Source organism: Mesorhizobium sp. M0800 (assembly GCF_040320095.1).
Taxonomy (GTDB): Bacteria; Pseudomonadota; Alphaproteobacteria; order Rhizobiales; family Rhizobiaceae; genus Mesorhizobium.
In genome coordinates, this window is the sequence record NZ_JAMYOZ010000003.1 from 327181 (window position 1) to 349734 (window position 22554).

The following is a 22554-nucleotide window of genomic DNA, read 5'->3' on the forward strand; positions in this document are numbered from 1 at the left end:
CGTCGAAATGACCCTTGTTCCCCGAACCGGAAACGAGACCTGTGTCAAATCTGCAAGCCTCAAAGTAATTTGGCGGCTAGAGGATGAATCAAGGCTGCTCAGGGTTGACGGCACCATTTCGCCCGCTTTTGGCGGCGCGTCAACTCACCACACATTACAGATGGTTACACGCGCACCTTGACATAGGTGCCGGGGGCTTCGCCTAGAACTTGCATATGCTCGCCCGGTTTGCGGGCCGGTACGCGGGTATTGTCCTTGGCTTCGATCCAGCGTTGCCAGTGCGGCCACCAGGAACCGGGATGGTCGGTGGCCCCGGCGAGCCACTGGTCGAAGTCGCCGGCCGGCTTGCCGCCGGTCCAGTAGTGATATTTCTGCGCCGCCGGCGGATTGACGACCCCGGCGATGTGGCCGGAGCCGGCCATGACGTAATCGACCTCGCCGCCGAAATATTTCGAGCCGAGGAATACCGACAGCGCCGGCGCGATATGGTCCTCCTTAGAGGCGAGGTTGTAGACCGGAATGGTAACGTCCTTCAGCGAAACCGTGCGGCCCGCCAGTTCCATCATGCCTTGCGAAAGCCTGTTCTCGAGATAGCAATTGCGCAAATAGAAGGAATGGTTGGCAGCGCCCATGCGGGTCGAATCGGCATTCCAGTACAGCAGGTCGAAAGGCAGGGGATCCTTGCCGCGCATGTAGTTGTTGACGACATAGGGCCAGATCAGGTCGCCCGAGCGCAGCATGTTGAAGGCGGTCGCCATCTTGGTGCCGTCGAGATAGCCTTTCTCGTTCATCGCCTTTTCGACGGCCGCGACCTGCTCCTCGTCGACGAACACTTTTAGATCGCCTGCATAGGTGAAATCGACCTGGGTGGTGAAGAAGGTCGCCGATTTGATGCGGTGGTCGCCTTCCTGCGCCATCAGCGCCAGGGCCGCCGCCAGAAGCGTGCCGCCGACGCAATAGCCGATGGCGTTGACGTCCTTTTCGCCGGTGGCCTTCTCGATCGTGTCGAGGCCGTATTGCAGGCCCTCCCTGATATAGGCCTCCCAGCTCTTGGCGCCGTGCCGCTCGTCCGGGTTGATCCAGGAGATTACGAACACGGTGTGGCCTTGCTCGACCGCCCAGCGAATGAAGGATTTTTGCGGGTTGAGGTCGAGGATGTAGTATTTGTTGATCCATGGCGGGCAGATCAGCAACGGCCGCTTGAGCACGGTGTCGGTAGTCGGCTCGTATTGCAGGATTTCGGCGACGTCGCTGCGGCCGACCACCTTACCCGGGGTGGCGGCGAGATTCTTGCCGATCTCGAAGGGCGAATAATCTGCCTGCCGCAGCTTCAGGTCACCCTTGCCCGCGGCGATGTCCTCGGCAAGCATCTTCATGCCGCGCACCAGGTTTTCGCCGTTGGAGGCGACAGTCTCGCGAAACAATTCCGGATTGGTCAGGATGAAATTCGACGGCGAGATGGCATTGGACACCTGCTTGACATAAAAGCCGGCCTTGTGGCGGGTGTGCTCGTCCAGGCCGTCGGCGTGCTCGACCAGTTCGGCCGCCCAGCGCGAGGTGACCAGATACGCCTGTTTGAGGAAATCGAAGAAGGCGTTGCGGCCCCATTCCGGGTCCTGGAAACGCTTGTCACCGCGCTCGGGCTTGACCGCGTCCTCGGCGTCCTCGGCGCCGGCGCCGATGCGCTGGACGGCGTTGGCCCAGACGGTCATGTAGCCGGAAAACAGCCGCGTTTGCGCCTCCAGCGCGCGCTGGGGGTCGGAGAGCCAGTACTCGGTGAGCTTGGAGAACGTCTTCACCATGTCGACGACCGGCTCGGCGACGTGATCGCGCACCTCGCCCTTTTCCCGCGGCTCGGCCCATGCCGAGGCGGCCTTGCCGGCCTGCTCGATCATGCGGGCCATGTTCAGAGCGAAGCGTTCCGGGTCCTTCACCAGATATTGCTCGACGGTCGAAGGTTGGTCATCTTCCGCTTTGCCCGAATCGGGTGTTTTGGACATGGTTCGCGGGGTTCCTCCCGAAGCGTTTTGTTGACATATTACCATGGGATATCGAACAGGGTCCAATGTGCTCTAACCCGGCCGCCAGGAAAACAATATGACGATTAATATTGGCAAGAACGTTTTTTCCGGCACTGGTCGTTTTTGCCGCATGGCGCTCGTCCTGTTGGCGATGGCCGGTTGCACGAGCAGCAACATAGAAGGTGCAGCGCCCGCCACCGGCCTTGTCGGCGCGAAGGACACCGGTTCCTATCCGAACCTGAACATCCGGCCGCAGGTGGCGGCCGAGCAATTCACCGACGAGGAAAAGAACGCCAAGCTCGCCCAATTGAAGGCCGAGGAGCAGAGCCAGGCCGCCAAGGGCGGCGGCGTCAAGGTTGCGGACCAGGCAGCGCTGGACCAGCTGGCAAAAAAACACGGCGCCGAGGCGCTGAAGCAGATCGAAGGCAAATGCGACCCCGCTCTCGACCCTAGTTGCAAATAAGCTTATACGCGCGACCGCAACCTCACTGTTTGGAACTGCCATGGAAGAATTTCACAAGGTCCGCCGGCTTCCGCCCTATGTCTTCGAACAGGTCAACCGGCTGAAGGCCAGCGCCCGTTCGCGCGGCGCCGACATCATCGACCTTGGCATGGGCAATCCGGACCTGCCGACGCCCAAGGCCATCGTCGACAAACTCTGCGAGGTGGTACGCGATCCGCGCACGCACCGCTATTCGTCGTCGCGCGGCATTCCGGGCCTGCGTCGTGCCCAGGCCAACTACTATGCCCGCCGCTTCGGTGTGAAGCTCGACCCGGACAGCCAGGTGGTGGCGACGCTCGGCTCGAAGGAGGGCTTTGCCAATATGGCGCAGGCGATCACCGCCCCCGGCGATGTGATCCTGTGCCCCAACCCGACCTATCCGATCCACGCCTTCGGCTTCATTATGTCAGGCGGCGTCATCCGCTCGCTGCAGGTCGAGCCGGACGACGGGTTCATCCCGGCGTTGGAGCGCGGCATCCGCCATTCGATCCCGAAGCCGCTGGCACTGATCCTCAATTATCCATCCAACCCGACGGCACTGGTCGCTTCGCTCGATTTCTACAAGGAGGTGGTGGCCTTCGCCAGGAAGAACGACATCATCATCCTGTCGGATCTTGCCTATTCGGAGATCTATTTCGACGGCAATCCGCCGCCTTCGGTGCTGCAGGTGCCGGGCGCCATAGACGTCGCCGTCGAGTTCACCTCGATGTCGAAGACCTTTTCGATGCCGGGCTGGCGCATGGGTTTTGCGGTCGGCAATGAACGGCTGATCTCGGCGCTGACGCGAGTGAAATCCTATCTCGACTACGGCGCCTTCACGCCAATCCAGGTGGCGGCGGCGCATGCACTCAACGGCGACGGCGCCGACATCGCCGAAGTGCGCGACGTCTACCGCAAACGCCGCGATGTCATGGTCGACGCTTTCAGCCGTGCCGGCTGGACCATTCCCGCGCCGGCGGCGTCGATGTTCGCCTGGGCGCCGATCCCGGAGCCGTTCAAGCATCTCGGCTCACTCGAATTTTCCAAGCTCCTGATCGAGCACGCCGACGTCGCGGTAGCGCCGGGCGTCGGCTTCGGCGAGCATGGCGACGATCACGTGCGCATCGCGCTGGTCGAAAACGAGCACCGGATCCGACAGGCGGCGCGCAATATCAAGCGCTTCCTCGCGTCCAGCACCAAGCAACCGAACAATGTCGTTCCGCTCGCCGCGCATCGCTGAGTGGTTCAGTCAACAGTCATGACCGACCCCGCCAGCATGAACGTCGAAGCCGTCATTTATGTCAGGCTAATCGATGAGCCGGTTTCCGTTTGGCGGCCGGTGCAAGCAAAACAAGTTGATCCGACCACGTACCTCATCTTGGACCAGCCCATACCAGCCTCGGAAGTGTGGGAGTTTCAGCCCGGGACTATAGTCACCGTGACCCGGAAGCCTGATGAAAACGACGACTATCTGGTTGCGGTCGAAAATCAATTCTAGCTGGCGGACAGACTCTCCGATGACTGAAGCGTTGCGTGTTGGAATTGCCGGCCTCGGCACCGTCGGTGCGTCGGTGGCGCGCGTGCTGCGCGACAAGGCGGCGGAACTGACGCGGCAGTGCGGACGCGACATCGTCGTCACAGCCGTTTCAGCCCGAGATCGCAAGCGCGACCGTGGCGTCGATCTTGGTACCGCACAGTGGTTCGACGACGCCATCAAGATGGCGCAGACCGGCGAGATCGACGTGTTCGTCGAGCTGATCGGCGGCGACGACGGGCCGGCGCGCTCGTCCGTAAAAGCGGCACTTGAAGCTGGCCGCCATGTCGTCACCGCCAACAAGGCGCTGCTTGCCAAGCACGGCGTGGCGCTGGCCGAGATCGCCGAGAAGAAGGGCGTGCTGCTCAACTACGAGGCGGCGGTGGCCGGCGGCATTCCGGTCATCAAGACGATGCGCGAGGCGATGGCCGGCAATTCGGTGACCCGCGTCTTCGGCATCCTCAACGGCACCTGCAACTACATACTGACACGCATGGAGGCCGAGGGCCTGTCGTTCGATGCCTGCCTGAAGGACGCGCAGCGGCTGGGCTATGCCGAAGCCGACCCGACCTTCGACATCGAGGGTCACGACACCGCGCACAAGCTGTCGATTCTGACCAGCCTTGCCTTCGGCACGAGGATCGCGGCCAACGATATCTACATGGAGGGCATCTCCAACATCAGCCAGGCCGACATCCGCGCGGCCGGCGATCTCGGCTACCGGATCAAGCTGCTTGGCGTCGCCCAACGCACCGAAAGCGGCATCGAGCAGCGCGTGCACCCGACCATGGTGCCGACGGCCTCGGTCATTGCGCAGGTGCACGGCGTCACCAATGCGGTGGCGATCGAAACCGACATCCTCGGCGAATTGCTGCTTTCCGGCCCTGGCGCCGGCGGCAACGCCACCGCGTCGGCGGTGATCGGCGACATTGCCGACATCGCCAAGAGCCGGCCTGGCTTCCAGCATGGTCCGGTCTTCGGCCGGCCGGCGAAGGAATTGAAGCCTTACAAGAAAGCGCAGATGCGCAGCCATGCCGGCGGTTATTTCATCCGGCTGACCGTACACGACCGCCTCGGCGTCTTCGCGGCAATAGCCAAGCGCATGGCCGACAACGACATTTCGCTGGAATCGATCGTCCAGCATGCCGCCGGGCCGGAAACCGAGGCACAGAAGACCGTCATCCTGGTGACCCACGAGACGACCGAGGCGGCGGTGCGCAAGGCCGTCGACGGCATCACCAGGGACAGCCTTCTGACCGACAAGCCGCAAGTCATCCGCATCGAGCGGGCCGGATAGCAGTCTCACATTTTGCGTTTAATCGATTGATATTGCTGCGCTTTCAAAAAGGTCCAGCGCAGGTCTTGCTGTTGTCACGGGGCTTTGACACAAGAAGCGCGTCTCTGGCGGGAGGCTAATGCATGTCGCCCAAAAGTGTGCAGCGGTTTTGGGACAACGACATGCATAATAAAAACAAAGTGCCAACGGGGATTGTCCATCGATGAATGTGGCCCAGAACATTGTCGCCGGCCTCGACCGGATACTGACCATGGAATTGGTGCGCGTCACCGAACGCGCCGCGGTCGCGGCCGCCAGATTGCGCGGACGTGGCGACGAGAAAGCCGCCGACCAGGTCGCGGTCGATGCCATGCGGCAGGAGCTCAACCGTCTTGCCATCAACGGCACGGTGGTGATCGGCGAGGGCGAGCGCGACGAGGCGCCGATGCTCTATATCGGCGAGGAGGTCGGTACCGGCAAAGGCCCGGCTGTCGACATAGCGCTCGATCCGCTCGAAGGCACGACGATCTGCGCCAAGAACCTGCCCAACGCATTGGCCGTTATCGCCATTGCCGAAAAAGGCAGCCTTTTGTTCGCGCCGGACGTCTATATGGACAAGATCGCGATCGGCCCGGGCTATGCCGACGGCATCATCGACATCGATGCCTCGCCGGCCGAAAACATCGCCAGCCTGGCCAGGGCCAAGGGCGTGCCGGTGGCGGAGATCACCGCCTGTATTCTCGACCGGCCGCGCCATGGCGCGTTGATCGAAGCCGTGCGGGCGACCGGAGCCGCGATCCGTCTGATCGGTGACGGTGATGTCGCCGGGGTCATCCATACCACCGACCCGGACGAGACCGGCATCGACATCTATCTCGGCACCGGCGGCGCGCCGGAAGGCGTGCTCGCGGCTGCCGCCTTGCGCTGCACCGGTGGCCAGATGCAGGGCAGGTTGATCCTCGATACGCCGGAAAAGCTGGCGCGCGCCGCCAAGATGGGCATCTCCGACCCTAAACGGATCTACCACACGCAAGACATGGCACGCGGCGATGTGCTGTTTGCCGCGACCGGCGTCACCGACGGCAATATGCTGGCCGGCGTCAAGTTCGGCCGCAATTTCATCACCACGCACACGATCGTCCTGCGATCGTCATCGCGGACCGTGCGCGAAATCAAGGCCAGGCACCAGGATCTGGAAAAGTTTTGATTTCGACTCAGTTAGCCGTTGCATACTGTGCGCAATGACAAATTGCAGACGGCGCGTCACGTGACGGGGGAAAGACGCTTTTTCCTCGATGTCAGGCAGTCGGCCACCGGCGTTTCCTGGGAGCACCGGCTGACCGAGCGTCAGGACATGGCCGCGCTCGCCATCGCGCAAGGGTATGGCGTGCCTGACATCGTGGCACGCGTGCTGGCCGGGCGTGGCGTCACCGCCGAGCAGACCGAGCGGTTTCTGGATCCGACCATCCGCAACCTGCTGCCCGACCCGGCATCGCTGACCGACATGGACAAGGCCGCCTCTCGCATCGCCCAGGCGGTGATGGCCAGGGAAAAGGTGGCGATCTTTGGCGACTACGATGTCGACGGCGCCGCCTCATCGGCGCTGCTCAAGCGCTTTCTCGCACATTTCTCGGTGCCGTCGGAGATCTACATACCGGACCGCATCTTCGAGGGTTACGGCCCCAATCCGGAAGCGATGCGCGAACTCGTTTCGCGCGGCGCGACGCTGATCGTCACCGTCGATTGCGGCACCAATAGTGCTGCTTCCATCGACGCGGCGAAGGCCGTCGGCGCCGACGTCGTGGTGCTCGATCACCATCAGGTCGGCGGGCCGTTGCCGGCGGCGGCTGCGGTCGTCAACCCCAATCGCGAGGACGACCTTTCCGGACAAGGCCATCTTTGTGCGGCCGGTGTCGTCTTCCTTTGCCTGGTGCAGACCGCGAAGATCCTGCGCGGCCGCTTGCCGGATGCCGCACCGCCGGACCTGCTTGCCCTGCTCGACCTGGTGGCGCTGGGCACAGTCTGCGACGTGGTGCCGCTTACCGGCGTCAACCGCGCCTTCGTGGTCAAGGGGCTGCAGGTGGCGCGGCAGCAGAGAAACGAAGGGCTGGCGGCACTGGCGCGGGTCTCGCGTATAGGCGAGCCGATCAGCACGTTCCATCTGGCCTTTCTGATCGGTCCGCGCATCAACGCCGGCGGGCGCATCGGCGACGCAGCACTTGGCAGCCGCCTGCTTGCAACCGACGACCCGGTCGAAGCCCGCACCATCGCCGAGACGCTGGATCGGCTCAACCAGGAGCGGCAGTCGATGGAGCAGGAGATGCTGGCCGCGGCGCGCTCAGAGGCCGACGCCGAGCTTGCCGGCGGCAATGGTCCGGCCATCGTGGTCACAGCCAGCAGCAACTGGCATCCTGGCATTGTCGGCCTGCTTGCCTCGCGGCTCAAGGACCATGCAAGACGGCCGGCCTTTGCCATCGCCTTCAACGCCAATGGTGTCGGTACCGGTTCAGGCCGTTCAGTGTCTGGCTTCGATCTCGGCCGGCTGGTGCGCGAGGCTGCCGATGCCGGGCTGATCGTCAAGGGCGGCGGCCACCGAATGGCGGCCGGCATCACTGTCGAGCGGGCGAAGCTCGGCGAACTCAGGGCTTTCTTCGAAGAACGCGCGGCGGTGGATGTATTCCGGCTGCAAGGCGAGGAGAGCCTGGCGATCGACGGTGCGCTAGCCGCCGAGGGCGCCACGCTTGGGCTGCTCGATGCACTTGAAAGAGCCGGGCCATTCGGCGCGGGGCATGTCGCGCCGGTGTTCGCGCTGCCGCGTCACCGGCTTGTTGATGCTCGGGCGGTCGGCAGCAACCACATCCGCGCCGACCTGCAGTCGGAAAGCGGCGGCCGCATCCAGGCGATCGCCTTTCGCGCGGTCGACACGGCTCTTGGCGAATTCCTGTTCAAGAACAGGGGTAAGCCGGTGCATGTCGCCGGCTCGCTGTCGGGCAACCACTGGAACGGCAACCGCACGGTGCAATTTCGTATCGTCGACGCGGCGCTTGCCTGAGAGCTCGCTGCCGCCCTGCCTAAGCGAGGACGGTCTGCAGCCGGGTCAGGTCGCCGATCTGCGCCATCGTTGCCTGGTAGCCGATACGGATCGCTTCGTCGGCGCGGTGGAATTCGGTCAGGCCGATATGGCTGAGCTTCGGCTGCAGCGATATGTCCGGCGGGTCGCCGGCCAGCCTGGCGCGCGAAATGCGGTCCTGGATGATGTTGAAGGCCTCGACCATGACGCCGGTAATGCCGAGCCGCGTCTCGCGCGACTGGCGTTCGGGATCGGCGTGGCCGGCCCTCGGCGCGTCTTTCTCGATGACCAGCTCGCCGGCATTGTGCTTGATCACCGCGGCGCGGCCGAACAGATCGTAGTGAAGGTTCACCGCAACCACGAGCGGCTGCTCGTAGGCACGGCAGACCGAGACCGGCACCGGATTGACCAGTGCGCCGTCAACCAGCACGCGCCCATTGCAGGCGACCGGCTCGAACACGCCGGGCAGCGCGTAGGAGGCGCGCATTGCGGTGCTCAACGAGCCGCTCGACAGCCAGATCTCATGGCCGGTGCGGATTTCCGAAGCGACGCAGACGAATGGTTTTGGCAGGTCCTCGAAACGGATGCCGGCTATGTGCTCGCGCAGCCGCGCATCGAGCTTCATGCCACCGAACAGGCCGCTGCCGCGTAGATTGAGGTCGAGAAGGCCAAAAATGCGCCGCCTGGTCAGGCTGCGCGCGAATTCTTCCAACTCGTCGAGTTTGCCGGCAACATAGCAGCCGCCGACCAGCGCGCCGATCGATGTTCCGGCGATCATCGACACTTCGATGCCGGCTTCGTCAAGCGCGCGCAGCACGCCAATATGCGCCCAGCCGCGCGCACAGCCGCCGCCCAATGCCAGCGAAATCCCTGTTTTGCCCGGAGATTTGGTTTCGGATGCGCCCGCGGCCGAGGAGAGGCCATTGGCCTCCCGAACGTCAGGTCTGTTGCGCAATGACGCCCAGTCGAGCATCACAATCTCCCTTGTCCCACGGCCATCCTATAGGCGGGCCGTATCGAAATCATGAATATACGTGGCTGAAGTGCTGCGAATGGTTCATATTGATGGTGTATTGCGCTTTCGATACGTTTTTTCCGCATCGAACAGCGGCTTGCTGTCGTCGCTGGCAAGTGTCCCTTTGCCATCGCTCAGCCCCACCGTCCGATAAAAGCATGAACGTCGGCCGGTGTGACAAGTTGCTTGGTGACCCAGCACTTTGACGCGCAACCATATCGCGTCCTGGTCACAATCCGTGAGCATCTCGACAACCTCCTGGACATTGCCCGAGGTTTCGCCCTTCTTCCACAGCGCGTTGCGCGAACGCGACCAGTAGTGCGCGATGCCGGTCTCGAGCGTCAGCGCCAGCGCCTCGGCATTCATGTGCGCGACCATCAGCAGCATGCCGTCTTCGGCATCGGTGACGACGGCGGTGACGAGGCCGCCGGCATCGAAGCGCGGCGAAAGGACCGTGCCTTCCTCAAGCGCCTTCTTGTCTGAGGGAGCTTTCGGGAACTCCAATGCCGACATTCGCCGGTCCTTATTTAACTAAGGTGGGGCGGGTCTGATCAGTTCCGCCGCCGCGCACCATGGTGACGAAGCGGACCTGCTCTTCGGGTGTATCCTTGAAGACGCCGGTGAAGGTCGAGGTCAGCGTGGTGGAGCCCTGTTTGCGGATACCGCGCATGGCCATGCACATATGCTCGGCCTCGAGCATGACGGCGACGCCACGCGGATTGAGCACGTCCTGGATGACCCCGGCAATCTGCGCCGTCATCGCTTCCTGGGTCTGCAGACGATGGGCGAAGATGTCGACGACGCGGGCGATCTTGGACAGGCCGACGACCTTGCCGTCCGGCAGATAGCCGACATGCGCCTTGCCGATGATCGGCACCATGTGGTGCTCGCAATGCGAGTGGAAGGTGATGTCCTTGACGATCACGAGGTCATCGTAGCCGGCGACTTCCTCGAAGGTGCGGCCGAGTTCCTCGGCCGGACACATGTCGTAGCCGTTGAACATTTCGCGGAACGCCTTAGTGACGCGCTTCGGCGTGTCGATCAGACCCTCGCGGTCAGGGTTGTCGCCGGTCCAGCGCAGCAAGGTGCGCACCGCGGCTTCGACTTCGGCCTCGCTTGGCCGGTCGGTGACCGGCTTTTCCATATAGGCCGACTGCGGCATGAGTTTCTTGATAACGGCGTCCATAAAGGCGTCTCCCGTAGTTCCTCTCTCAGGAGGAACGAGTTGAACGGACCACGACCTTTCGGGTGTTAGAAACTCGCCCGGTTTCCAGCCCGTAAGTGGCGTGAACAGATTTGGGCATGACGAGGTTTGTGGTCGCCTTGTCGATACCCGACTACCGCCATTATATATGTTCGTGCCGAGCGAAAGGAAGACGCCAGAGCGGCAATCGCTGTTCGCTGGGCGGCGACGGATTGGAAAAATATGATCGACGATGTCTACAATGCGAAAATTCTGGGTTTTGCCGGAAATATCGCACGGATCGGCCGGCTCGACCGGCCCGACGCAACCGCACGAGCACATTCCAAACTGTGTGGCTCGACGGTGACCGTCGATCTGAAGATGGATGACGGCGTCGTCAGCGATTTCGCGCATGACGTGAAAGCCTGTGCGCTTGGCCAGGCGTCGTCTTCGATCATGGCGCAGCATGTCGTCGGCGCCAGTGCAGAAGAATTGCGCAGCGTGCGCGAGACGATGCTGAAGATGCTGACGGAAAATGGCCCGCCGCCCGAAGGCCGCTTCGCCGACCTGAAATACCTGGAGCCGGTGCGCGACTATAAGGCGCGCCACGCGTCGACCATGCTGACCTTCGACGCAGTGGTCGACGCGATCGGCCAGATCGAAAAGAAGCGGGCGGAAGAGGCAGCTTAAACCTTCGCGAGAAAACGCCGGCTTTCGGCGAATTCCGCCCGGACCCAGTCGGCAAAAGCCCTGGCTGGCTCGGAAAGGTCATTCAGCCTTCTGGCCACTAGCCAATAGGCGCCCGACGCGACGTCGATGTCGAAAGGCTTGATCAGCGCGCCGGACGCAAGTTCTTCGCCGATCTGCAAAAGATCGCCCAGCGCGACACCATGTCCAAGCAAGGCTGCCTGCTTCGAAAGCGAAGCATCGGCCAGCATCGGGCCGCGCGCAGGCACGGCATCAGCCGTCACGCCCGCCGCTTCGAACCAGCGCGCCCAAGCCTGACGGTTTTCTTCGTGCAGCAATGTATAGCGACCAAGGTCGATCGGCTTTTCCAGAGCTGGGCCGGATGCAAGAAGTGCCGGCGACAGGACTGGGGAATCGACGACCGCGGCAAGCTGTTCGGCTTCGCTGCGTGGCCATGAGTTGGCGTGCGCACTGAAACGTAGGGCAAGTTCGGGCTGATCGCTGCGAAACTCTATCAACCTCGGGTCGACCTCAAGGGAAACGTCGATGTCGGGTCGCAACTCGCGAAACCGGTTGAGCCGCGGCACCAGCCATACGGATGCAAGCGATGGCTCGACGCTGACACGTACCACGGACTGCGTGGGGGCCGCCGTCAATTCCGAAAGCAGCCTGTCGATGCCCTCGAAACTTCTGACCAACTGGTCGAGCAGCCGCCGGCCGGTGTCGGTCAACTCGACGCGGCGATGATGGCGGAAGAACAAAGGTTGGCGCAGGAAGGTTTCGAGCTCGCGGATCTGTCGGCTGATCGCCGCCTGCGAAACATAAAGCTCCTCGGCCGCACGGCTGAAGCTCAGGTGACGACCGGCTGCTTCGAAGCTTCTGAGAGCCGTCAGGGGGAGGTGTCTGCGCTTCATTCGCATAACTCAGGGTTATCTGACGTGGACGTTATTCTCGTTTGAAGAGCAAGGCCAGCGGCGCTCTAATCAGTGCTCAAGGAGTGCCGCCATGATCCAGTTTCTCAACATTCTGGGCGATGTCGTGCGGATCGCGACGTTTCAGTGGTACGACGAGAAACCGCATAGGGATTGGTGCGAGGAGAGGCCGCCGACCAGCGTCGCCGTATGTCGAAGGCCGACGCCCGACCGCTACCCGGTTCGCCGTACCAGGCCATGACGGGATTGCCGGAACGGCATTGCGTTCCTGGCCCGATGCGCACATCTATCGCGTAGGGAAACGCGATGTGGAGACTGCGGTGGTCGGCCAACATCGGCAAGCGCACGGCGCCAGACCGATTCGACAAGGACGCAATTGGCCCGGCCCGTGGCGCAAGACGCCGGGCCGCGTCTTCGGCACGTCGCTTGTCCGACTCTACCAGCTGACGCTGTCCGGCTTCGTCGGCAATTCCTGCCGGCATCTGCCGACCTGTTCCGAATACGCGCACGAAGCGATCGCCCGCCACGGGCTGTGGGCCGGCGGCTGGATGGGGTTTTTCCGGGTGCTGCGCTGCGGACCGTTCGGCACGCACGGCATCGACCGGGTGCCTGAGGCACTGGCTGATCGCTACCTCTGGTTCACGCCATGGCGGTACTGGTGGATCGGGAAAAAACGTGGCGACCTGGACAGTTGACCGCAACTGTGCGGTGCACAAAGGGATCGCTTTTTACGATCTGGTAGGGTTAACCGCAGCTTGCGCTGACATAGCGCATTTGAGACAAAATCGAGACAAGACACCTCGCTAAGCCGCTCCTGACACCCTTCAGGAGAGATTACCAAATGCGCCGGATAGATCGTCTTCCCTTCGTTTTCGCCGTGGTTCTCTATGTCCTGGCGTGGCTGATGGGTTTTCCGATCCGTGCGCAATCGGCGCCGCTCGGGGACGTCGAATGCACGCTGATCGTCGACGCCGCAAGCGGCGAGACGCTGTATCGCCAAGGGACCTGTGATCAGCGCTTCAGCCCCGCCTCGACATTCAAGGTTCCGCTGGCGCTGATCGGCTATGATGCTGGAATCCTGAGCGACGAGCATACGCCAAGCTGGGAGTACAAGGCAGAGTTCAATGCCCCGAAACGGGACCGCAAGACCGTCGACCCGACGATCTGGGAAAGGGATTCGGTCCTTTGGTTCTCACGCGAGATTACGCGCCGGCTCGGCAGCAAACAGTTTGCCGGCTATGTGTCCAGATTGGACTATGGCAACACCGAAGTCTCCGGCACTGCCAGCAAGAATGACGGCCTCAGCCATTCCTGGGTGAATTCTTCGCTCAAGATATCGCCGGTCGAGCAGGTCGATTTCCTGCGCAAGCTGCTGGCGCGGAAACTGCCGGTCTCGGACAAGGCCCATGCGATGACCAGCGCGATTGTCCCGACCTTCCGGGCAGGCGGCTGGACGGTGCAGGGCAAGACCGGAACGACCAGGCTCGGCGACAGCGCCGACAAGCGCTCGCTTGGCTGGTTTGTCGGCTGGGCGCAGACCGATGCTCGCAAGATCGTCTTTGCCCGCCTGGTAGTCGATACGAAACGTTCCGACACGCCAAAGGGGCTCAAGATGTTCCTGAAAGATCTGCCGAATCTCCTCAGGTGACCTACATCCGGCTTTACGGCGCCGAAAACTGCCCATAAAAGACCGCTCGCCGCCGGACGCATCCGGCTCTTACTGATGCATGTCGTAGCCCCGAAACCGCTAAGCAGTCTTGGGCGACATGCATTTCACCACCCGCGCTCGTTTGCGGGACTGGATAGGAGAATCTTATGCTGAATTCCGTTTCCCTGACATTTCCCGATGGTTCCGTTCGCGATTACGACGCGGCGATGACCGGCGCCGGCCTGGCGGAATCGATCTCGAGGTCGCTGGCCAGGAAGGCCGTTGCCTACAGCATCGACGGCACGCTGCGCGATCTTTCCGACCCGATCGGCAGATCGGGCAAAGTCGAGATCATCACCCGCGAGGACCCGCGTGCGCTGGAGCTCATCCGCCACGATGCAGCCCATGTGCTGGCCGAAGCCGTGCAGGAACTTTGGCCGGGAACGCAGGTGACCATCGGGCCGGTGATCGAAAACGGATTCTACTACGATTTTGCCCGCAACGAGCCATTCACGCCCGACGATTTCCCGGTGATCGAGAGGAAAATGCGCGAGATCATTGCGCGCAACAAGCCGTTCACCAAAGAGGTGTGGTCGCGTGAGAAGGCGAAAAGGATCTTTGCCGACAAGGGCGAGCGCTACAAGCTCGAGCTGATCGACGCCATCTCCGAGGATCAGGATCTCAAGATCTATGCACAGGGCGACTGGTTCGACCTTTGCCGCGGCCCGCATATGGCCTCGACTGGCCAGATCGGCAACGCCTTCAAGCTGATGAAGGTCGCCGGCGCCTATTGGCGCGGCGACAGCAACAACCCGATGCTGACCCGCATCTACGGCACGGCCTGGGCCGACCAGGCGCAGCTCGAAGCGTATCAGACGATGCTGGAGGAGGCCGAGAAGCGCGACCACAGGAAGCTCGGCCGTGAGATGGACCTGTTCCACTTCCAGGAGGAGGGCCCCGGGGTCGTGTTCTGGCACGCCAAGGGCTGGAGGATGTTCCAGAACCTGGTCAATTACATGCGTCGCCGCCTCGACGAGCAGGGCTATCAGGAGGTAAACGCGCCGCAGGTGCTCGACAAGAGCCTGTGGGAGACGTCAGGCCACTGGGGCTGGTACCGGGACAACATGTTCAAGGTGACGGTTGCTGGCGACGACACCGACGACGACCGGGTGTTTGCGCTGAAGCCGATGAACTGCCCCGGTCACGTCCAAATCTTCAAGCACGGGCTGAAATCCTACCGCGATCTGCCGGTAAAACTTGCGGAATTCGGCAATGTGCATCGCTATGAGCCGTCCGGCGCGCTGCACGGGCTGATGCGCGTGCGCGGCTTTACCCAGGACGATGCGCACATCTTCTGCACCGAGGAACAGCTCGCCGACGAGTGCATCAAGATCAACGATCTGATCCTCTCGACCTATGCCGATTTCGGCTTCGACGAAATCACCGTCAAGCTGGCGACCCGCCCCGAAAAACGGGTCGGCACCGACGCGATGTGGGATCATGCTGAGGGCGTGCTGCAGGACGTGCTCGACAAGATCGCGGCGCGGTCGGGCAACCGGATCAAGACGGGCGTCAATCCGGGTGAGGGCACGTTCTACGGGCCGAAGTTCGAATATGTGCTGAAGGACGCCATCGGCCGCGACTGGCAATGCGGCACCACGCAGGTTGATTTCAACCTGCCGGAACGGTTCGGCGCCTTCTACATCGGCTCGGATTCGGAAAAGAAGCAGCCGGTGATGGTGCATCGCGCCATCTGCGGCTCGATGGAGCGTTTTCTCGGCATCCTGATCGAGAATTATTCCGGCCATTTCCCGCTCTGGTTCGCGCCGCTGCAGGTGGTGGTGGCGACGATCACTTCCGATGCCGACGATTACGCCCGAAAGGTCGTCGCGCAGCTGAAGGCGGCCGGGCTGATCGCCGAGGCCGACCTGCGCAACGAGAAGATCAACTACAAGGTCCGCGAGCATTCGCTGGCCAAGGTCCCGGTCATACTGGTCTGTGGCAAGCGCGAGGCCGAGGAAGAAACGGTCAATATCCGTCGTCTCGGGTCGCGCGATCAGGAATCGCTCGGCCTCGCAGCCGCCGTGAAGCTGCTTGCCGACGAGGCGGTGACACCCGACCGCAAGCGCCGCGCGGCCTGAATCAGTCGACCAGCAACGAATGGCGGTGGAGCGATCCACCGCCATTTTTTATATTTTATATGCCTGTCACGCCGCGCGCCTATCTGGCAAATCGATCGACGTGCGCGTCGGCAACGCGCCGGCGCGACGCATGCGCAAGGCAGCTTAGAGGGGCGCGCCTCAGTCGGCGCCTTCCTCGGAATCGATGGCCGAAGCCTCGGTGGCCAGAACCTCGATGTCCTGGTTGTGCCCAGCCACCACCGTAAAATCCTTCTGGTAGATGCGGTCGCGGTTCTTGGCGATGATGGTGTAGTCGCCCTCGGCCAGCACCATCGAAGCAAAGGCGCCGACGGTTTCCTTGATCGGATCGCCGGATTCATTGAGCAACGACCAGGAGGTGTCGGCGATCGCCTCGCCGCCTGGTTCGCGCACCAGCTTCATGGTCATCTCGGCGGCACGGTGCTCGACCGTCGCTTCGGTGAGCTTGCCGGCCTCGACGCGGATGTCGGAGCGGATGACCGCGTTCACCGCGCCATAGGTCGACACGACGTGGTAGGTGCCGGCATTGAGCCGCACGACGCTGTTCGGCTCGACATCGGGTATGATGAGGGCGCGATCGCCATCGGCCGCGGCGTGGCTCTCATAGATCGAGAAGCGCAGCTTCTTCGGCGGTATGCGTACCCCGCCGGACAGCACGGCATCGAGCTTGAGGCCACCGGCATCGAGCACGAGGCTCTCGCGCTTGGCTTCCTTGCCGACGGTGATGCGCTTGGTGGCGCCGGCCCGCCCGTAGGAGGCGTGGACCAGATACGAACCCGGCTCGAGCTGGAATATGGCGGTGCCGCCATGAGCGGAGGCGACCATCGGCAGCTTGCCGTCGCTGGCCGATTCGGGTTTGAAGACGCGCCAGACGATGCCGCGCGTGATGTCGGCGCCCTTGTCGGTCAATTGCGCCGACAGCGTGATCGCCCCGCTGCTGCCCAATGCCAGCGATGTCTCGCTTTTCGGAGGCGCATAGCCCGAAATTCCGGGAAGCTTCAGCTCGCCGAGGCCGTCCACATCCTGGGCGACGGCAAGCGAAACCGGCACCATCAACAGTGCGGCAGCGAGCCATATCAGGAAAAGACGCAATGTCCCCTCAAACATGCCTTGCGTTGAAGCCCAAGGCGGTGGCAATTTCAAGGCTTAAGAGTCCGGTCGGCTTCTGCTACAGGGCTCTTTGTCCGGCGCGCCGCGCCAATGCCCAAGCCGCCCGATGTCCCGATGGTGCGCTTCAGCTCAAATTCCAGGAGACTTGCGCCCATGGCGTCGCCGATCATCGATCTTCTGCTGACCCGAAATTCCGCGCCGATTCCGGATTTGAAAGAACCGGCACCGGGCGATGCGGAGATCGCGACGATGATCGCCGCCGCTTCGCGGGTGCCGGACCATGGCCGGCTGGAGCCTTGGCGTTTCATCCTTTATCGCGGCGAGGCCCGCATCGAGATCGGCAAGAAGCTGGCAGAACTTGCCGAACAGCGCGAAGGGCCGCTGCCGGAAGGCCGCCGCAACCAGGAACTGGCGCGCTTTTCGCGCGCGCCGCTGGTCATCGGCGTGATTTCTATCCCCAGGGAAAACCCAAAGATCCCGCAATGGGAGATGTTCCTGTCCGGCGGCATGGCGGCGATGAACCTGATGCTTGCCGCCAATGCGCTGGGCTACGGCACCAACATGATCAGCAACTGGTATTCCGACGTGCCCGAGGGCAGGGCGATCCTCGGCCTGGCGCCGCATGAGCGGGTCGTCGGCTTCGTCCATATCGGCTCCTACCAGGGGCCAGCGCCGGAACGACCGCGGCCCGATCCGGCAAAGCTCTATGCCGACTATTCAGGGCCGTGGGTGGGATAATTTCGGCGCGGAACAGACCCCTAAGGATCAAGCTCCGATGCCTTGGCTCGCGCCAGGAGCCGCTCTGCGAGCTTGAGATGCGGCCGGTCGTACATCTTGCCATCCATGCCAACGACGCCGGGATTTCCTGCCGCCTCGAACGCCTCGACGATCGCCAGGGCGCTTTTCACCGCTTGCGCCGAAGGCGTGAAGGCGGCGTTGATGACCGGCACCTGCGCCGGATGGATCGCCATCTTGCCGGTGAAGCCGTCGCGCTCGGCCTCGGCGCATTCGGCCTCGAAGCCGGCCATGTCGCGAAAATCCGGAAAGACGGTGTCGATTGCCGCGACTTCCGCGGCACTTGCGGCAAGCATGGTCATGGTGCGGGCGAAGCGGAACACATCCGTGTAGCGGCCGTTCCCGTCGCGCGTCGCGCGTGCGCCAATCGCCGCCGACAGATCTTCCGCGCCCCAGGTGAGGCCGACAAGCCGCGCGCTTGCACGGGCGTAGGTCGCTGCGGCCAAGACGCCTGCGACCGTTTCTGTGATGATCGGCAGGATCCTTATCGCGCCATCCGGCAGGCCGCCTTCGGCTTCGTGCACCCTGAGCTTGGCCGAGAGATGCTGGACATCCAGTCCGCTGTTCGACTTAGGCAGCATGATGCCGTCTGGTTTCACTGGCACGAGCGCCGCCAGATCGTCGTCGGTCAGTCCGGTCGAAAGATCGTTGACGCGAACATAGATCGCGGAGCTGGTCCGGTGCCTGTGCGCGGCGATGAAACGCGCCGCTGTGTCGCGCGCCAGACCTTTGTTCTGCGCAGCAATCGAGTCCTCGAGGTCGACGATGACCACGTCGGCGCCCACGCCAAAGCCCTTCTCCAGCTTCTTTTCCGAATCGCCGGGAACGAAGAGCAGAGAACGCATCGGCTATGCCTTTTTCATCATCATGGCTTGCCTCGTGCATTTGGCAACCAGCACATCGTTCTGGTTATAGGCGCGATGCTCGAGCTCGACGATGCCGCGGTCCGGCTTCGACCTGGATTCACGCACCGAAACCACCGTGGTCTCGACGCGAATGGTGTCGCCATGGAAGACGGGATGTGGAAACACCGTCTCCTTCATGCCGAGATTGGCGATGGTGGTGCCGACAGTGATGTCGTTGACTGAAATGCCGATCATCAGGCCCAGCGTGAACAGCGAATTGACCAGCGGTTTGCCCCATTCGCTCTTCGCCGCGAAGTCGAAGTCGATGTGCAGCGGCTGCGGGTTCAACGTCATCACCGAAAACAACATGTTGTCGCTTTCGGTCACGGTTTTGCGCAGCGTGTGCGTGAACACTTGGCCGACAGCGAACTCCTCAAGATAAAGCCCGGCCATGGTCGATCTCCTCCGCTGCTTCAGGGTTGATAGGCGTTGCATATCGCGCTCGCAAGCCAGTTAACGAACATGGTGAACCGTTCGTAAACCATTTGTGCCTACGGTCTCCACCAGGGTCAGAAGCGTTCTGGCAAGGGGCGTAAGCAGGCGACATGGTCGTTTCGCATTTCCTGAAATGGATCCATACGGCGAAGGTGTCGGAGCGTGCTGCGGCGGCAAGCGCGCTGGCTCGCGCCTATGTCGACTCGGACCTGCCTTTCGAGGACCGCTGCGCTGCGGAGGCGGCGCTGACGCTGCTGCTCGACGACGCATCGTCGAAGGTGCGGCTGGCGATCGCCGACGCGCTTTCCATGAGCCATCATGCGCCGCCGCAGATCGTCAGCGCGCTGGCCTCGGACCAGCCGGAAGTCGCAGCCTTGGTGCTGGCGCGCTCGCCGCTGCTCACCGATGCCGACCTGATCGATCGGGTTGCCGGCGGCCAGAAAGCGACGCAGAGGGTGATCGCCGACCGGCCGCGTGTCTCGATGTCGGTTGCGGCGGCGATCGCCGAGATCGGTGAGCCGGAGGCTTGCACCACGCTGCTCGCCAACAGCGGCGCCGATATCGCATCGATCAGCTTTCGGCGCATGGCCGAGCGGCACGGCCATCTGCCTCTGGTGCGCGAAGCGCTGATTGCCGACGCGCGCCTGCCCGCCGATTGCCGGCATTTGCTGCTGGTCAAAGTGGGCGAGACGCTCAAGGGCTTGCCGCTGGTGCTGGCGCTGATGGGCGCCGCCAGGGCCGAGCGCGTTACGCGCGATGCTTGCGTCAAGGCTTCCGTGACACTGATCGAAGGCACGCGTGCAGAGGAACATACCGCACTTGTCGAACATCTGCGCCTGCGCGGCGACCTGACCGCAAGCTTCGTCATCCGCACCATTGCGCACGGCAAGGTCGACTTCTTTGGTTCGGCGCTGGTCGCGCTCAGCCAACAGTCCGAACAACGGGTGAGAGCACTGCTGGCCGGCGGGCATGACATAGCGTTGCAGGCACTGTTCCGCAGCGCCGGGCTTGCCGCCGCCACCCACGCCATCATCCTGCGCGCGCTGAAGGTCTGGCGCGAGGTCGCCAATGGCAAACGCCTCGCCGGCGTCCAGGAAGTCAGTTGGCTGATGCTGAAGGAATTGGGCGGACAGTCCGCAGAAGGCGATCTCGCCAGGCTGGTCAAATCGATCCATCTCGACGCGCTGCGCGAGAACGCACGCGGGCACGCGCTGGCGATCGCTGCTGCCTAAACCCGGTCTTTCGCGAAAAAGTCCGGAAAATCCTCAATCGCGGCGGCGATGATGCGCAGCGAGGCGGCGGTCTGCAGCATTTCGGCTGCGACGCTGCGCTCCGCGATGCCAGCTGCATACTGCCTGGCGACTGCGACGGTCGCCGTCTGCGGCTCGCCGACGCGCCTGAACAGCAGTTCGCGTGCCAGCCCGCGCAGGAAATTGGTGATGGAAAGTGCCGTTTCGGATGGCATCGTGGAACTTTGCTGCTCGTTGCGCAGCCGCAGGATTTCGAGGCCGACGGTAACCGCAGCTATGCCGCCGCCGAGAACCGCCTCGCCTTTCTTGCCGGCGTTCTGCAGCAGTGGCATCAACTGGTTGATCCGGTCGTAGGCAAGGCTTTCGAAGGCCGATCGCCGCGGCAGGCGGTCGTGCAGGCAAAGGCGTGCAAGATCTTCGCGCATGGTTTGCAGGATGCGGTTGACTGTAACCCAGGGGTCGGCGGGCAGCACGACGGCGAAGACGCCGATCGCCAGAAGAATGCCGACAAGGACCGCTGCCGAATTGGCGAGGAACGGCTCCGGATCGTAGGTCATGACCTGATGTGGGCTGAGGAAGGCGAGGAAATTGATCGCAAAGGCCGTTGCCACGCCGACGTAGCGCGGATTGGCCACGCCCAGTGCCGCTGGCACCAGGATCGGGACGACGAAAACCGCGAACCAGCCAAAGCCCGGCAGCGCTGGAAGTGCTATCTGCCCGACCACAAACGCGAACGGCAGGGCGAGCAACGTGCCCTCGAAGAAGTTCCATGCCGACCGGATCGGATCGGGGCGCGCGGCGAACAAGCTGGAGACAACGGCGACCAGAATGACCGTGCCGGTCGCGTCCGACCATTTCGTCGCCAGCCAGAAGCCGGCGACCAGGAGCGTGGCGATTGCTGCGCGCACGGCATTGCGCGATGCCGCACGGTAATCGCGGTGCACCACCAGCGCTGGCTGCCGCCGTTCGCGACTGGCACGAGACGGGGGAGAGCGGAGTGCATCCAGGCCGCGCAGCACTTGCTGCATTGCCTCGGCGAAGTCGGCGGCAATGGTTAGGCGGGTGACAGTGCCAGCCCAGTCAATGTCTTGCCCGGCCGCGATGTCAGGCATCTGCCGTGCCTTGCCGGCGATTGCGTCGAGCCGCGCCACCCAGGGCGCCGTATCGTCCAGCGCGCCCGGCTTGGCTACCAGTTCGCCGACAACGGCCTGCAACTCGGCGCGAACGGGGATGAGGGCTGCATTCTTCGGCGCGGCGTGGGCATGCAGCGCACGCGCCGCTGACAGGGCCGACAGAAGCTGGCCGATGGTACGCCGGACCGGATAGGCGCGGGTGGCGAGGCTCGGCCCCTCCAGCCTTGCGTAAGTGCGCATCTCGCCGAGCGTCTGGACGTCGCCGATCAGCTTGCGGTGCAGCCCGGCAAGCTTTTCCGCATCGCCGCCGGAAAAAGCGCCGTCCGCATAGGCCGCCAGGTCGAGAATGCTGCGTTTCAGTCTTGAGATGATGGCGTCGGCAGCCAGTTTCGGCAGGATCAGCCGGCTGGTCAGCGCAGCGCAGACGATACCAAGCACGATTTCCGCGCAGCGCGCCACGGCGAGATCGATGACGAGGTGCGGCTGGCCGAAAGCCGGCAGGCCGATGATCATCGCGGTGTAGCCGGCAAGCGCCGCGCCATAGGCTTCCGGATTGCGTAGCAGCGACGAGACCAGCGAGCAGATGCCGATCCAGACGGCAAGAACTGCAACCAGCAACCACGGGTTGGCATCGAAAACAGTGGTAATGCCGATCGCCGCCAGCGCGCCGGCAAGCGTGCCGAGGAGACGATAAAACCCCTTCGCCAGCACCATGCCGGCGACCGGCTGTGCGACGATGAACACCGTCATCATCGCCCATTGCGGGTGGTCGAGCTTCAGCGCATAGGCGGCCAAAATCGCGATGAGGCCGGCCGAAACGGTGCGCAGGGCAAAGATCCAGTCCGAGCGCGTCGGCCGCGTCAGGCCAGCGATCCGCGTGCCGATATCGTCCTTCAGCCGCGCCCAGGTCAAGTGCTCGT

Annotated in this window: 22 protein-coding genes; 13 read left to right on the forward strand and 9 right to left on the reverse strand. The window is 63.1% G+C overall.

All coding sequences use genetic code 11. The annotated features are described in order from the left end of the window. Positions 1–164: 164 nt before the first annotated feature. Positions 165–2000, reverse strand: coding sequence for a class I poly(R)-hydroxyalkanoic acid synthase (phaC, locus tag NKI18_RS06365; RefSeq protein WP_352620505.1), 1836 nt, complete (start codon positions 1998–2000; stop codon positions 165–167). A 97-nt stretch (positions 2001–2097) separates the two neighbouring features. Between phaC and NKI18_RS06370 the strand changes: the two genes are divergently transcribed. From NKI18_RS06370 to recJ, 6 genes are all read left to right on the forward strand, one after another. Then, complete coding sequence (locus NKI18_RS06370) at positions 2098–2484, forward strand: hypothetical protein (RefSeq protein WP_023678887.1); 387 nt, start codon at positions 2098–2100, stop codon at positions 2482–2484. A 40-nt stretch (positions 2485–2524) separates the two neighbouring features. After that, positions 2525–3742 carry an LL-diaminopimelate aminotransferase gene (locus NKI18_RS06375; RefSeq protein ID WP_352620508.1) on the forward strand — a complete coding sequence of 406 codons (1218 nt, stop codon included), beginning with the start codon at positions 2525–2527 and terminating at the stop codon, positions 3740–3742. Between the two features lie 18 nt (positions 3743–3760). Further along, positions 3761–4000, forward strand: a complete 240-nt coding sequence (locus NKI18_RS06380) for a hypothetical protein (RefSeq protein ID WP_352620510.1) — start codon at positions 3761–3763, stop codon at positions 3998–4000. A gap of 19 nt (positions 4001–4019) precedes the next feature. Beyond that, on the forward strand, positions 4020–5333 hold the full coding sequence (locus tag NKI18_RS06385) for a homoserine dehydrogenase (protein WP_352620511.1): 1314 nt from the start codon (positions 4020–4022) through the stop codon (positions 5331–5333). Between the two features lie 202 nt (positions 5334–5535). Then, the gene (gene glpX / locus NKI18_RS06390) at positions 5536–6519 is read left to right on the forward strand and encodes a class II fructose-bisphosphatase (protein ID WP_352620512.1); all 984 of its coding nucleotides are present in this window, start codon (positions 5536–5538) and stop codon (positions 6517–6519) included. Between the two features lie 60 nt (positions 6520–6579). After that, the gene (recJ, locus tag NKI18_RS06395; protein ID WP_352620513.1) at positions 6580–8364 is read left to right on the forward strand and encodes a single-stranded-DNA-specific exonuclease RecJ; all 1785 of its coding nucleotides are present in this window, start codon (positions 6580–6582) and stop codon (positions 8362–8364) included. A gap of 19 nt (positions 8365–8383) precedes the next feature. Here the strand turns inward: recJ and NKI18_RS06400 are convergent, their stop codons facing one another. The 3 genes from NKI18_RS06400 to folE all read right to left on the reverse strand — a co-directional run bounded on the left by NKI18_RS06400 (position 8384) and on the right by folE (position 10583). After that, complete coding sequence (locus NKI18_RS06400; protein ID WP_023678882.1) at positions 8384–9355, reverse strand: patatin family protein; 972 nt, start codon at positions 9353–9355, stop codon at positions 8384–8386. An 84-nt stretch (positions 9356–9439) separates the two neighbouring features. After that, complete coding sequence (gene hisI / locus NKI18_RS06405) at positions 9440–9910, reverse strand: phosphoribosyl-AMP cyclohydrolase (protein WP_352620514.1); 471 nt, start codon at positions 9908–9910, stop codon at positions 9440–9442. 10 nt (positions 9911–9920) lie between these two features. Next, positions 9921–10583 carry a GTP cyclohydrolase I FolE gene (folE, locus tag NKI18_RS06410; RefSeq protein ID WP_023678880.1) on the reverse strand — a complete coding sequence of 221 codons (663 nt, stop codon included), beginning with the start codon at positions 10581–10583 and terminating at the stop codon, positions 9921–9923. A 240-nt stretch (positions 10584–10823) separates the two neighbouring features. Here folE and NKI18_RS06415 point away from each other — a divergent pair, with 240 nt between their 5' ends. Next, positions 10824–11270: an iron-sulfur cluster assembly scaffold protein gene (locus tag NKI18_RS06415; protein ID WP_352508752.1), complete on the forward strand. Its 447-nt coding sequence runs from the start codon at positions 10824–10826 to the stop codon at positions 11268–11270. On the opposite strand, the gene NKI18_RS06420 is transcribed toward NKI18_RS06415, so the two are convergent. Then, a complete protein-coding gene (locus NKI18_RS06420) occupies positions 11267–12181 on the reverse strand; it encodes a LysR substrate-binding domain-containing protein (protein ID WP_352620515.1) in 915 nt (304 codons plus the stop codon). The two genes, NKI18_RS06415 and NKI18_RS06420, sit on opposite strands and share 4 nt — an antisense overlap. Positions 12182–12272: 91 nt before the next feature. On the opposite strand from NKI18_RS06420, the gene NKI18_RS06425 reads away from it, so the two are divergent. From NKI18_RS06425 to thrS, 4 genes are all read left to right on the forward strand, one after another. Beyond that, positions 12273–12440 carry a hypothetical protein gene (locus NKI18_RS06425; protein ID WP_352620516.1) on the forward strand — a complete coding sequence of 56 codons (168 nt, stop codon included), beginning with the start codon at positions 12273–12275 and terminating at the stop codon, positions 12438–12440. Positions 12441–12519: 79 nt separating this feature from the next. After that, the gene (gene yidD / locus NKI18_RS06430; RefSeq protein WP_352620544.1) at positions 12520–12894 is read left to right on the forward strand and encodes a membrane protein insertion efficiency factor YidD; all 375 of its coding nucleotides are present in this window, start codon (positions 12520–12522) and stop codon (positions 12892–12894) included. A gap of 146 nt (positions 12895–13040) precedes the next feature. After that, positions 13041–13847: a class D beta-lactamase gene (gene blaOXA, locus NKI18_RS06435; RefSeq protein WP_352620518.1), complete on the forward strand. Its 807-nt coding sequence runs from the start codon at positions 13041–13043 to the stop codon at positions 13845–13847. A 167-nt stretch (positions 13848–14014) separates the two neighbouring features. Beyond that, positions 14015–15988, forward strand: a complete 1974-nt coding sequence (thrS, locus tag NKI18_RS06440; protein ID WP_352620520.1) for a threonine--tRNA ligase — start codon at positions 14015–14017, stop codon at positions 15986–15988. A 159-nt stretch (positions 15989–16147) separates the two neighbouring features. Here the strand turns inward: thrS and NKI18_RS06445 are convergent, their stop codons facing one another. Next, complete coding sequence (locus NKI18_RS06445; RefSeq protein ID WP_023678874.1) at positions 16148–17113, reverse strand: RgsD C-terminal domain-containing protein; 966 nt, start codon at positions 17111–17113, stop codon at positions 16148–16150. A gap of 156 nt (positions 17114–17269) precedes the next feature. Between NKI18_RS06445 and NKI18_RS06450 the strand changes: the two genes are divergently transcribed. Next, complete coding sequence (locus NKI18_RS06450) at positions 17270–17854, forward strand: nitroreductase family protein (protein ID WP_352568828.1); 585 nt, start codon at positions 17270–17272, stop codon at positions 17852–17854. A 20-nt stretch (positions 17855–17874) separates the two neighbouring features. Here NKI18_RS06450 and NKI18_RS06455 read toward each other — a convergent pair whose 3' ends face one another. Together NKI18_RS06455 and NKI18_RS06460 are read right to left on the reverse strand one after the other, a co-directional pair. Then, positions 17875–18756: an HpcH/HpaI aldolase/citrate lyase family protein gene (locus NKI18_RS06455; RefSeq protein WP_352620522.1), complete on the reverse strand. Its 882-nt coding sequence runs from the start codon at positions 18754–18756 to the stop codon at positions 17875–17877. A gap of 3 nt (positions 18757–18759) precedes the next feature. Further along, positions 18760–19251 (reverse strand): MaoC family dehydratase, encoded by a 492-nt coding sequence (locus NKI18_RS06460; RefSeq protein ID WP_502900658.1) that lies wholly within the window; start codon positions 19249–19251, stop codon positions 18760–18762. Between the two features lie 110 nt (positions 19252–19361). Here NKI18_RS06460 and NKI18_RS06465 point away from each other — a divergent pair, with 110 nt between their 5' ends. Then, positions 19362–20483 carry a DUF2336 domain-containing protein gene (locus NKI18_RS06465; RefSeq protein ID WP_352620526.1) on the forward strand — a complete coding sequence of 374 codons (1122 nt, stop codon included), beginning with the start codon at positions 19362–19364 and terminating at the stop codon, positions 20481–20483. Here the strand turns inward: NKI18_RS06465 and NKI18_RS06470 are convergent. Then, positions 20480–22546, reverse strand: a complete 2067-nt coding sequence (locus NKI18_RS06470) for an FUSC family protein (RefSeq protein ID WP_352620528.1) — start codon at positions 22544–22546, stop codon at positions 20480–20482. The two genes, NKI18_RS06465 and NKI18_RS06470, sit on opposite strands and share 4 nt — an antisense overlap. Positions 22547–22554 lie beyond the last annotated feature (8 nt).